General features: G+C 37.4%; 8 protein-coding genes and 1 pseudogene. 5 read left to right on the forward strand and 4 right to left on the reverse strand.

The window, feature by feature from the left end; all coding sequences use genetic code 11:
* Positions 1-96: 96 nt before the first annotated feature.
* From I5M32_RS14275 to uvrA, 3 genes are all read right to left on the reverse strand, one after another.
* On the reverse strand, positions 97-1,266 hold the full coding sequence (locus I5M32_RS14275) for a trans-sulfuration enzyme family protein (RefSeq protein ID WP_200587543.1): 1,170 nt from the start codon (positions 1,264-1,266) through the stop codon (positions 97-99).
* Between the two features lie 165 nt (positions 1,267-1,431).
* A complete protein-coding gene (locus tag I5M32_RS14280) occupies positions 1,432-1,809 on the reverse strand; it encodes a four helix bundle protein (protein ID WP_200587544.1) in 378 nt (125 codons plus the stop codon).
* A 459-nt stretch (positions 1,810-2,268) separates the two neighbouring features.
* Positions 2,269-5,067: an excinuclease ABC subunit UvrA gene (uvrA, locus tag I5M32_RS14285; protein WP_394370322.1), complete on the reverse strand. Its 2,799-nt coding sequence runs from the start codon at positions 5,065-5,067 to the stop codon at positions 2,269-2,271.
* A 122-nt stretch (positions 5,068-5,189) separates the two neighbouring features.
* Here uvrA and I5M32_RS14290 point away from each other — a divergent pair, with 122 nt between their 5' ends.
* The 3 genes from I5M32_RS14290 (at position 5,190) to I5M32_RS14300 (ending at position 6,634) form a co-directional block, all read left to right on the forward strand.
* The gene (locus I5M32_RS14290; RefSeq protein WP_200587546.1) at positions 5,190-5,354 is read left to right on the forward strand and encodes a hypothetical protein; all 165 of its coding nucleotides are present in this window, start codon (positions 5,190-5,192) and stop codon (positions 5,352-5,354) included.
* Between the two features lie 426 nt (positions 5,355-5,780).
* Complete coding sequence (locus tag I5M32_RS14295; RefSeq protein WP_200587548.1) at positions 5,781-6,365, forward strand: RNA polymerase sigma factor; 585 nt, start codon at positions 5,781-5,783, stop codon at positions 6,363-6,365.
* 71 nt (positions 6,366-6,436) lie between these two features.
* Positions 6,437-6,634: a hypothetical protein gene (locus I5M32_RS14300; protein WP_200587550.1), complete on the forward strand. Its 198-nt coding sequence runs from the start codon at positions 6,437-6,439 to the stop codon at positions 6,632-6,634.
* A 62-nt stretch (positions 6,635-6,696) separates the two neighbouring features.
* On the opposite strand, the gene I5M32_RS14305 is transcribed toward I5M32_RS14300, so the two are convergent.
* Positions 6,697-7,590: a hypothetical protein gene (locus I5M32_RS14305; protein WP_200587552.1), complete on the reverse strand. Its 894-nt coding sequence runs from the start codon at positions 7,588-7,590 to the stop codon at positions 6,697-6,699.
* A gap of 250 nt (positions 7,591-7,840) precedes the next feature.
* Between I5M32_RS14305 and I5M32_RS14310 the strand changes: the two genes are divergently transcribed.
* Both I5M32_RS14310 and I5M32_RS14315 read left to right on the forward strand, forming a co-directional pair.
* On the forward strand, positions 7,841-8,848 hold the full coding sequence (locus tag I5M32_RS14310; protein WP_200587554.1) for a fasciclin domain-containing protein: 1,008 nt from the start codon (positions 7,841-7,843) through the stop codon (positions 8,846-8,848).
* A gap of 135 nt (positions 8,849-8,983) precedes the next feature.
* Positions 8,984-12,737, forward strand: a pseudogene (locus I5M32_RS14315) (SprB repeat-containing protein); the annotation flags it as partial.

The raw sequence follows: 12,737 nt of genomic DNA on the forward strand, positions 1-12,737 counted from the left end.
GATTTAAGAAATCTTTTTCTCAAAGATGTAGATTTATTAAAAATATCAAAGATTCCCATAGTATTTAACTTTAAGATTTGAATTGTTTCTATTTCCTTATTTAGATTTTTCTAATCCATTGGTTATGTCCCCAATAATATCATCCAAATTTTCTAAACCAATCGAAAGCCTAATTGTTCCCGGAAAAATCCCAATCTTTGCTCTTTCTTCTTCTGTCAATTTAGAATGTGTGGTTGATGCAGGATGGGTGGCTATACTTCTGCTATCTCCTAAATTGGAGGTAATCAATAGCATTTCTAAGGCATCCAAAAATCTTTTTGCCCTATCAAACCCGCCTTTAATAATGAAAGTAACGATCCCACCACCTTGCTTCATTTGCCTTTTAGCCAGTTCATATTGCGGATGTGATTTTAAATGCGGATAGCGTACCAATTCTACCTCTTCATGTTGCTCTAAAACTTCGGCAACAGCCAAAGCACTACTGCAATGCCTATCCATCCTGATAGGTAAAGTCTCTAAACTTTTGCTCAACAACCAAGCATTGAATGCCGACATTGCTGGCCCTGTATGCCGAATAAAGAACATCATATCTTTGATCAGATCTGCCCTGCCGCAAACCAAACCGCCTAAAACCCTGCCTTGCCCATCCATATACTTTGTTGCAGAATGGCTAACGATATCAACACCGTAAGCAATTGGTTTTTGCAAATAAGGCGTAGCAAAACAGTTATCTACGTTGATGATGATATGAGGATATTTCTCCTTGGTTTTACATAACCATTCTAAATCCACCAATTCCAATCCCGGATTTGAAGGGGTTTCTAAAAATATCATTTTGGTATTCGGCAATATCGCTTTTTCTAAACTATCAGGGTCGGCAGCATCCACGTAAGTGTGAGTGATACCCCAGCGAGGAAATAAAGTAGTTAACAATTGATGGGTAGAACCAAAAATAGAACGGAAAGCAACCACATGGTCTCCAGACTTTAACAAACCTGCAAAGGAGGCAAAAACCGCCGCCATACCACTCGCAAAAGCCAAACCAGCTTCTGCACCTTCCATATCACAAACTTTATCAATAAATTCTGTGGTATTTGGGTTAGAATATCGGGAATAGATGATCCCCTCTTCTTCATCCGCAAAAACAGCTCTACCTTGCTCCGCATCATCAAATATAAAACTTGATGTGAGGTACATTGGCGTAGAATGCTCTCTATTGTATGATCTTTTAGTTTGTGTGCGTATAAGTTTTGATTCTTCTTTCATTTTGTTAGTTCATTTAGTTCATTAGTTGAACTAGTCATTAGTATTTGCGCAGTAGCAATTTAGTTCATTAGTTGAACTATTCATTAGTATTTGCTTAGTGTAAGTTCACGGTTTATTAGGCTTTGCAAGTTCAAAAGTTAGGGGTTAAATAGTTCATTAAGCCATTCAAATTTCTTGCCTCTTTTTACCTATATAATTTATATAAGCGTTTAACATTTTATGAATTTGATCCAATTCGTTTAAAAGATTATCCGCCTTTTCAGCGTTCATCAATCCTCTATTTTTGCATTTCTTTATAAATCCCTTGGTTTCTAAAAGTGATCCGCGACTGTAATAACAAAAGTTTTTATTTTCTTTATAATGAAATCGTCCATAACCTTCAGCAATATTAGCATCAATTGAATCTGCAGATCTAACTAATTGTTTCCCAATTGTGTCCCTAACAAAAAAGTCTTTCCAAAGCCCAACTTCATTCCAAACTTCTTCAGATAAAGCAAAAGCCCTTTTATAAACTTCTAAATCTTCAAGTGTATTAAAGCTCATTTTTTTAGCTTATTAATAAGTTCATAGTAGTTATTAGTAAATAAGTTCATTAGGCTTTGCAAGTGTATTAATCATTAGTCAAGCTAAAAGCAGAACCTTTTTAACAAGAATACTTAAATTCTCTCAAAATTTACAATCAATGTATTCACTAATCTTTATATTAGAATTTCCCTAATGAACTAACCTTCCCACCAAGATAAACCCAATGAACCAATGCCTATTGAACTAACCTTCCCACCAAGATAAACCCAATGAACCAATGCCTAATGAACCAACCTTACCACCAAGATAAACCCAATGAACCAATGCCTATTGAACCAACCTTCCCATCAAAATGAGCCCAATGAACCAATGCCCAATGAACTAACCTTCCCACCAAGATAAACCCAATGAACCAATGCCTAATGAACTAACCTTCCCACCAAGATAAACCCAATGAACCAATGCCTAATGAACTAATCAAAACCTCCCTTTCAAATAATCACCCGTAAAACTCCCTTTAAATTTAATCAAATCCTCGGGTGTTCCTTCAAAAACCAAATTTCCACCTTCGTCGCCTCCGCCAGGGCCAATATCGATCACATAATCGGTGCATTTAACCACATCCATATTATGCTCGATCACAATAATGGTATTTCCTTGCTCAATTAAAGCCTCAAAAGATTTCAGTAATTTTTTAATATCATGAAAATGAAGCCCGGTTGTAGGTTCATCAAAAATAAATAATGTGTTATGGCTATTTGTTCCTTTAATTAAGAATGAGGCCAGTTTAATACGTTGTGCTTCACCGCCCGATAAAGTGTTAGAAGACTGCCCCAAGCGCACATAACCCAAGCCAACATCAACCAAAGGTTGCAGTTTATTGGTAATCTTATACTCTTTCACAAAAAAGGCTAGAGCTTCGTCAATGGTCATTTCTAAAACTTCAGAAACATTTTTATCTTGATAAGTAACATCTAAAACATGTTGTTTAAAACGCTTTCCATCACAAGCTTCGCAAGGCAAATAAATATCTGCCATAAACTGCATCTCAATTTTCACTTCTCCCTCGCCTTGGCAAACATCACAGCGGCCACCTTCTACGTTAAAAGAAAAAGCAGAGGGCTTTAAACCTGCAGCTTTCGCCGATGGCTGGACAGCAAATAAAGTTCTGATCTCGTCCCAAGCCTTAACATAAGTAACCGGGTTAGATCTAGAAGAACGCCCAATAGGGTTTTGATCCACTAATTCTACCGAATGGATTTCAGCTGTTGCACCTTCAATGCCATCATAAGCACCGGTTTGTTCGCCAGAATAATTTCCTATTATTTTTTGCAATGCAGGGTATAAAATCCTTTTTACCAAAGATGTTTTCCCCGAACCAGAAACTCCCGTAACAGCTGTCAAAACATTCAGAGGAAACTTTACATCTATATTTTGAAGGTTGTTTTCCCTAGCGCCTTTAATCTCTATGAAATCTGATGGTTTTCTTCTTTTTTTCGGGATTTCAATCTTAACCTCGCCGCTTAAATATTTACCGGTCAGGCTATTTTTATCCTTTAAAATATTTGCATAGTTGCCTGCAAAAATCAATTCCCCGCCTAAAGTCCCTGCTTCTGGCCCAATATCGATCAGATGATCCGCAGCCTGCATCATTTCTTCCTCATGCTCAACAACCAAAACTGTGTTGCCAACATCACGCAAGGATTTTAAAACACCGATCAGTCTGTTGGTATCTTTTGGGTGTAAACCGATACTTGGCTCGTCCAAAACATAAACAGAACCCACTAAAGAGCTTCCCAAAGAAGTGGCCAAATTGATCCTTTGAGACTCCCCTCCAGATAAAGTATTAGACAAACGGTTTAAGGTCAAATAACCCAGGCCAACCTCGTTTAAAAATAAAATCCTGTTTCTAATCTCTAAGATCAATCTTTTAGAAATCTGCTGTTGCTGCTTATCCAATTTTAAACCATCAAAAAACAACAAAGCTTTTTTTAGGGGCATCAGCACAATCTCAGTGATAGAATGCCCGTCAATTTTCACATAATTGGCATCTGGGCGCAACCTGCTGCCCATACAATCTGGGCAATCGGTTTTACCACGGTAACGCGAAAGCATCACCCGGTATTGGATTTTGTAGGTTTGTTCTTCTAAAAATTTAAAGAACTCGTCCAGGCCTTTAAAATATTTGTTTCCCGTCCACAATAGTTTTCTTTCTGCCTTGGTTAATTGGCTAACGGGGCGGTGTATAGGGAAATCGAATTTACCCGAATATTTGATCAGCGCATCTACCCATTCTTTCATTTTCTCGCCACGCCAAGGCGCAATGGCACCGTCATAGATAGATTTAGATTTATCGGGGATAACCAAATCTTCATCAATGCCTATTACTTTTCCAAAACCTTCACATTTTGGGCAAGCACCATAGGGGTTGTTAAAACTGAAAAAGTTTGGTGTTGGCTCTTCAAATTTAATCCCATCCAACTCAAACCGATCAGAAAAATGTTTTCGCTCGCCACCAAAATCCACATAACAATCGCCCTTACCTTCAAAAAATGCGGTTTGTACAGAGTCGCCCATTCTACTAATGGTCTCATCTTCTTGGTTGGTTACGATCCTATCGATCAAGATCAAAATTTCATGCTCATCTATGATCTCTTTATTTTCAATGGTATCGTCTTCTAAAACTTCTTCAACTTTCTTAACCTTATTCCCAATAACCACCCTAGAAAAACCTTTTTGCAGCAAAACGGCCAACTCCTCTTTTAAAGTCCTTTCGTTGTGTGGGTAAAGAGGGCAAAGTACAGTAACCGTACTTTCGGCCGGCAAGGCCGATAAATAATTGACCACATCCGTAACCGAATCTTTTTTTACCTCATTGCCAGAAATGGGCGAAACCGTTTTCCCGATCCTGCTGAAGAGCAGTTTTAAATAATCGTAAATCTCGGTAGAAGTGCCCACCGTAGAACGCGGATTAGAGGTAATTACCTTTTGCTCAATTGCGATGGCGGGAGCAATACCTTTAATGTAATCTACATCTGGCTTGTTCATACGGCCCATAAATTGGCGGGCGTAAGACGACAAACTCTCCACATATCTGCGCTGCCCCTCGGCGTAAAGCGTATCAAAAGCCAAAGAAGATTTTCCCGAGCCAGACATCCCCGTAATTACCACCAACTGGTTTTTGGGGATCGCCACATCAATATTCTTTAAATTATGAACCCTTGCACCTTTAATCAAAATGTTTTTTTGCGGGTCTAAATCTTCTAATTTCATCATTTTCCTCTTTCTGCCTATGCAACCAATAAATGCCGATATTGATTTAAGGCTGCAAAAATAAGGCTATTAATTGGTAATAATAAGAGATGGATTAATGTTTTTGGTGATAGAAAGAGAGAGTGATGCAAGATAGAATGAAAGGAGATTTTAAATTAAATAATTTGGGGGTTTCCCAAGCTTCGCAAGGGTCGGGCTTTACGCTATATCTTTTTTTGCAACCTGCAAAATGGCAAGGCAAAAAAAGTATGCCGCTTCAATCCCTAACCCAGCTTTTATTATGGAAATAAGAAAACAATATTATATAAACTCAACGCTGTGGCCACCGCGTCCTCCGCGGTTAAAAATCCTTTATTGGCAAAAAAAATCTCTGCTTCCTCTGTGAAAAACTTTGTTTACAACATGGTCAAACCTTCTTTTTAAATAACCAATTATAATTAGTTTGTCATAAGCACCAAATTTTGTAGCATTCACATACAATATTTCGTAATTGTATATAAACGGGTTTTATTTTAGAATTTAACGATCGTATTTTAAATCAAATACAAAATTAAATGTCATAATTAATGTTAAAATCATTTTAAAATTTTGTTTTTAAAATAATTATTATTTCATTTGATTAAATCATATACATTAGCAAACTTAAAATAGGAGAGACCATATAGAAAAAGCATTACTCAAAGATTTATTTCATAAAATTTTAATTAGGAGTAATTATGGACTTTCAAACCAAAACCGACCAAGAATTGGTGCACCTTTATCTAAAAGGTAAAGAACTGGCACTATCAGAATTAATTATCAGACACAAATCCCGTATCTATACTTCCATTTACCTTTTGGTAAAAGACGAATATTTGGCAGAGGATATTTTTCAAGATACCTTCATTAAAGTGATCAAAACCTTAAAAGCCGGAAAATATAACGAAGAAGGAAAGTTTTTGCCCTGGGTATTAAGAATTGGCCATAACTTGGTTATTGATCATTTTAGAAGAGAAAAAAGAAACCCAACTATTACCAATAGCGATGGCTTTGATATTTTTGAGGTATTGGGGATCCATGATGAGAGCATGGAAGAAAAAATGGTAAAACAACAAACCCATCAAGATTTAAAATACCTCATACATCTTTTACCTTCAGAACAGAAAGAAGTATTGATTATGAGGCACTACGGCGAACTAAGTTTTAAAGAAATTGCAGATTTAACAGATGTAAGTATCAATACTGCATTAGGAAGGATGCGTTATGCCTTAAACAATCTTAGGAAAATGATGGTAACTAAAGAACTTACTTTAAAAAGCTAATAAATTTAAGGGATGGTGTAAAATATTATAATGATAGATGCGTTTTTATTTAAAATTTAAAAACATTAAATATGATAAAAACCTCTACTCCAACATCAAATCCGATTTCGAACAAAGGGATTGAAGACTTTGAAATGGCTAATAGCTTAAATTTAGATATTCTCAGGTTCTATAATACCTTAAAGCCATCTTTAAACAAATATTTGAAGCAGCCCTCAGATAAAGTTGTACAAAATATTTTGGATTTCTCTAAATCACTATCTAATTAAAATACAGAACAAACAAAAAAGCCATCGGTAAGATGGCTTTTTTGTTTGTTGAAATTAAAGAATTATAAAGCCCTATATTTAAAGTTATAGGTTAAACCTGCAGAACCGTAATAAGATTTACCAACGTTTCTACCATCCACTAATCCACCACCGCTAACGCTTATACCTAAATTCCCATCTATTGGTGTATAAATAGTGCCACCAACTTTTGTATAATTAACCTTTGTTGCCGGGAAAGAACCTGTAAAACCAGATCTTAGGATATCTACGCCACCTGTAGAGGTTTGGTTGCCAACTTGGGCGGCTATATAAAACCTATTAACTGCAAAACCTATTTTTAACTCGCTAAGAACCGCATCTGGCACATCTGTGGTCCTTAAACTATATCCCGCTTGTGCAGTAATGAAAAAGCCCCTAGAGTCTTTGTAATGACCAATTAAAACGGCATTGTAAGTAGTAGATCTATTACCTATGGCAATGATTGATTGTAAACTAGTTGGGCTGTTTGCATAATCACTTAAAGGAGTGGTAACACCCAAACTGCCTAGAAAAGAAACATTGCCCTTTTTAGCGATTTCATATTTCAAAAAAGCAGATAAATCTTGTGCGCCAGATTGCTCATTAGAATAACCTAACCTTTGTAATACAACAGGGTCTCCATCACCAGAAGATTGTACAAAAGGCACATTAAAGATAACATCAAGTTTATCAGATAAACCATAATTACCATAAATATTAAAACTGTTGGTTGTAACTGCATCAAAAACAGGTGTCGCATCAATCTCTTGAGGGTAAAGGTAAACATTCTTATAATGTTCACTAGTTACAGAAAGTGTGATGTTTCCGCCGCCTTTTCCTTGCATAAAACCATCCAATGGTGTTTGGGCTAAAGACACGGTAGCTAAACCTAAAACTAATGCGGTACTAAGAGCTGCCGATTTTGTAAATATTTTCATATTGTTAAATTTTTAAATTAATTTTTAATTCTTTTTTGTTAATCAATTGCTTATCGGAATATTGACTGTTAAAACTTATTTGATGGTTAATCGCATTCGTTTTGCACAATTACGAAAAAAAATAATCAAATGGATTTATTTATTTTCATTTTTTTTATAAAACACAAAACTATCTGAAATGTTTAAACGTATATGTCATCAAAATGGTTGCTTATCGGAAATAAATAATCATTAAATAAAAAAAAGATCAATGAAAAAATTTAAACACTTAAAAGTAGTTGTAGGTTTAACCCTATCTGCTTTCTTATTTACAACCATATTAACATCATGCAAGAAAAATAACAATGATGTTGACCAAACCATTTCTCAGATTGCGGTAAGCATGGATGGTTTTAGCCAATTAGAGGCAGCCGCCATACAAGGTGGCGTTGCAGGGGTTTTATCAAACAAAAACCCTGCTGCAGGTAGTGATGGTAATTATACTGTTTTTGCGCCAACAAATGAAGCTTTTGCTAAAATAGGATTGGTAAAACCAGCAGATTTAACCGCATTACAAAATGCCTTCTTAACCAATGTATTACTATACCATGTTAGTAACGGGAATACACTTGAAAGTGCATTAACTGATAAAGCAGTACTACCGTCATTGTTAACACCAACAAAGAGAATCATCAAACGTGGTAATGACTTGTACGTAAACGGTTCTAAAATCATCGCAACAAACGTAAAAGCAGATAACGGGATCATCCATGTAGTTGATAGGGTACTTTTAGCTTCTGGTGCCGATATAGCCAATACCACTATATTCTTTTCAGAAGGAAAGGGTTTCGTACAGCCAGAATTAACTTATCTATTAGCTGCTGTTAAATATGCGGGCTTGGTTGCTCCTTTAGCAGATCCAAATGCTAATCTGATGGTTTTTGCCCCAACAAATCAGGCATTTATCAATTTGGGTAAGCTTTTAGGGGTTCCTTTAAACCAACCTTCCGATATTGAGAAATTACCTAAAGACGTGGTAACTAAAGTATTGTTAACGCATGTCTTTAATTTAACCGGTGGCGCAAGGTTTACTTCAGAATTATACGCAGGCGCTTTTACTTCCTTAAATGGTCAAACAGTAACATTAGGTACTTATAATAATGGCTACTTAACCGTAAAAGGAGCAGGAAATTCTGCCCCTGCTAATATGCTGATCCCCGATGTACAATGTACCAATGGTATTGTGCATGTAATTGATACTGTATTATTGCCACAATAGAGAATAGATAAAATTATATTTAAAAGCCCAGTTATGCTGGGCTTTTTTTGTTTTATTTAGATGTAACTAAGCAAATCATTCTTCGTAAAAAGTATTGGTTAACGCCTTATAGCCACACCATACTCAAAAAATAGAATGATTGTTTTTAAAAAAAAGATTTGCGGTTTAAATCATAATAAAGCGACTAAATTTAATTTAACCATAAACAGCATAAAATCTTTTCTTAAAATATTCTTATTTCTTGCGTTTACAAATACGGTCGCATTCTCTCAAGTTTGTGGTACTTCAGGTATTGATGGTCCAGAAAACGCCGTACCTCCGGTAAACACCTATTTCCCTATTGGTGTAAATACAACGCTTACCGCCGGGAGTAAATCAATTGTGCTACAGCCTGTTCCGCCTAATGATCCAAATTATAATTTAAGCTACGGGATAACGCCTATAAAATCTGGAGACTTAATTTTAATAATTCAAATGCAAGATGCTTCATTTAATTATTCTAATAGCAATTTATATGGGAGCGGAACAGCCACAAGTGGCCCAGATAATTTAGGAGGAACAGGTTATACCGGATTAAACAATTCTGGAAAATTTGAATATGTTGTGGCCACAAAAGATGTTCCTATAACAGGTGGGGTACTAAATTTTAGAGGTGGTGGGGTTTCTAAGGGATGTGTTAACACTTATACCAATAGTAATGCAACAGCAACAAGGGGACAAAGAAGATTTCAGGTTGTTAGGGTTCCCCAATATTCCAATTTAGTTTTAACGGCTAGTATTACTACACCTCCATATAATGGATCGGTTGGTGGGCTAATAGCATTTGATGTTGCAGGTACCATGCAATTTAATGGTTTTATTGTTGATGCGTCTGAAAGAGGTTTTAGGGGCGGTTATGGCCCGGTGGCATATTCTGGTGCAAATAACAGTACACTTTACGTGGATGTTTCATCCTCAACAAAATCGGTAGGTAAAGGGGAAGGTATCGCTGGTACGCCACGTTATATGTGGGACGGTTTTAAACAGGTCGATAATGGTTCTGAAGGCCTTCCGGCAGGATCTTACGGACGTGGGGCCCCTGCAAATGGGGGTGGTGCCGGAAATGACCATAATGCCGGCGGCGGCGGCGGTGGTAATGGTGGGTTTGGCGGATTAGGAGGTATGGGTTGGCAAGGTATCGGTGGCGATGTTACGCCCCTTACCGCTGGAGGAAGGCCAGGAAGCTCTTTACCTATGGATTATTCAAGATTAATAATGGGAGGTGGAGGAGGTGGTGGAGACGCTAACAATGCAACTTCTGGTGTTAAGGGAGGAGTTGGAGGAGGTATAATTTTAATTAACGTAGAAAAAATTGATGGGGTAGGAGTTATTAAGGCAAATGGTGGGGCGGGTCAGGCTGGTGCTTTTGGTTCAGCTCCGGATGGTGCTGGTGGTGGTGGTGCCGGAGGAACTGTTTTTGTTAGGTCTTTAGCCCCAAGCCCTACTGCCATATTAACCTTAGAAGCAAAAGGCGGTAATGGGGGAAACACAAAATTTGATACTGGATCTGTAACTCCTCACGGCCCAGGCGGCGGTGGCGGCGGTGGTTTTATTTTTACTCAAATTCCTTCTGCAACAATTACTAAAAATGTGATAAATGGGGTTTCTGGTAAAACCAATAATGGAGCAGGAATTCAACATGGCGCAGTAGATGGTACTATAGGACAAGCCTCTTCTTTTAACACAACAGATTTACCAAATTATCTACAAGGCGGCGGTTCAATTTGTTACCCTGCTTTAGATGTAACCTTGTCTGAACAGAATGCCGGGCCGTCTGGAGCTAGATTGGCGGGTACAACAGCAACTTATAAATTAAGGGTAACCAATCAATTGAGTGGAGGAAATGCTGGAGACGTGTTTGCCTCTATTTTTTTACCTACAGGATTTAGTTTAGCTGGGGTAACGGCAAATTTGAGCGGCGATGTTTCTGGTCCAACTTCGCCATCTTTTATCCCTGGTTCATCAGGTAATATTTCTTTTGGTTCATATAACATACCTCCTGGAGATTATGTTGAACTAACCATAACTGTAAATATTGCAGTTACCGTACCTAGTGGAATTTATCACGCAAGCGGACAAGCAACCTATTTAGACCCAACAAGAACAATAGCCAATCCTGTCAGAAAAATCACAGCATCAATTGATGCTTTCCCTGGTTCTAACACCGTTTATGAATCTGGGGGCTTAGTGAATGTACCTGGGGCTAATTATAATGGAGATTTGTTAACATCAACTGCCGAAGATGTTTATGTTATTGCAGTTCCACCTTTTTCGGATTGTAACGCACTTATAAATGGTGATTTTAGTTTTGGTGTTTCAGGAGAATATACAGGTACAGGTTATTTTGGATGGGAACCAGCAAATGCAGGCGATAAAGTAAAAATATTTAACACTTTAGGGCTTTTCCAAGGTGCTTATATTAAAAGTGGATATTCTTTAAAACAAACTATTGCATCAATAAATCCATCTTCATTCTATTCTTTATCACTTAATTATTACAGAGAGACGGGTTGTTTAATACCGTCTGCGGCAAAAATTTCAGTAGATATTATTGATGCTAATAGTGGGGTTGTATTAACAAGTCAAAATTTAAATGCTGCATTATTACCTCAGGCGGCGGCAATACCTTTTACAACAGGAGTTTCAACTAATTCTATTATTGTAAAAGTCACTGATAACAATTCTCCATCATTTTCTTGCCCGGTATATGTAGATGATTTTGTAATTACCTCACCATTATCAATAAATCTTTATCCTAGTAACTCTAGTTGTTATCATGCCAATGATGGAAAGATAACCATTAATAAATTATCAAATGCAGCAGGGCCATATACTGTATCTTATTCTTCAGATTTGGGATTAACTTACTCTTTACCCGTAAACTCTGGAATTATCACGAGTGCTGATTTGCCCATAGTTTTTTCAGGATTATCTGCCGGGAGTTATATAATTAAAGTGTTAGACCAGAATGGATGTACAACTTTTAGAACAACAAGCATTACCCAACCTGATGAATTAACATTAACCGGATCAAACACGCCTATTCAATGCTATAATGGCACAAGTACCGTTACACTTCTTGCACATGGTGGTACAGGTACATATCAATACAGCATTGATAATGGATTTACCTATCAATCAACTACCACATTTCCTAATTTGGGAGAAGGGAATTATAATTTTTTGGTAAAGGATGCTAATAATTGTACAGAAACTTTTTCTATTAGTATTAGTCAGCCGGCAACACTAAGTTTTTCAGGAACATACACTCCAATTACCTGTCCAGGAGGCACTAGTAAAGTAACATTAAGCGCATCTGGCGGAACCGGTACTTATGAGTATAGTTTAGATGGCACTAACTTTCAAGCATCAAACATTTTTACAGATGTTTTAGCAGGCCCGCAAGTATTTTTAGTTAAGGATCAAAATAGTTGCTGGTTGCCGTTAACTTTGAATATTCCTGAACCCGCTGCTTTTGTCATCGATGTCATAAGCACAAATATTCTCTGCAATGGTGGTACGTCTAAAGTTACCTTAAATGTAACTGGCGGAACTGCCCCCTACCTATACAGCAGGGACGGTACGACCTTCCAGTCCTCAAACATTTTCGACAACCTAGCTGCGGGCGATTACACCTTCACGGTAAAGGATGCGAACGGCTGCTCTTTTTCTACTCCGAGCCAAATCACGATAACAGAACCTACGAAACTGGATTTGGCGGCGAGCAAAACGGACATCCTTTGCAACGGCGGCACCTCCACGGTAACGTTGACGGCGACCGGTGGAACGGGAACGTACCAATACAGCAGGGACGGGACGACCTTCCAGTCCTCGAATATCTTCAACGGAT

The organism is Pedobacter segetis (assembly GCF_016623585.1).
GTDB lineage: Bacteria > Bacteroidota > Bacteroidia > Sphingobacteriales > Sphingobacteriaceae > Pseudopedobacter > Pseudopedobacter segetis.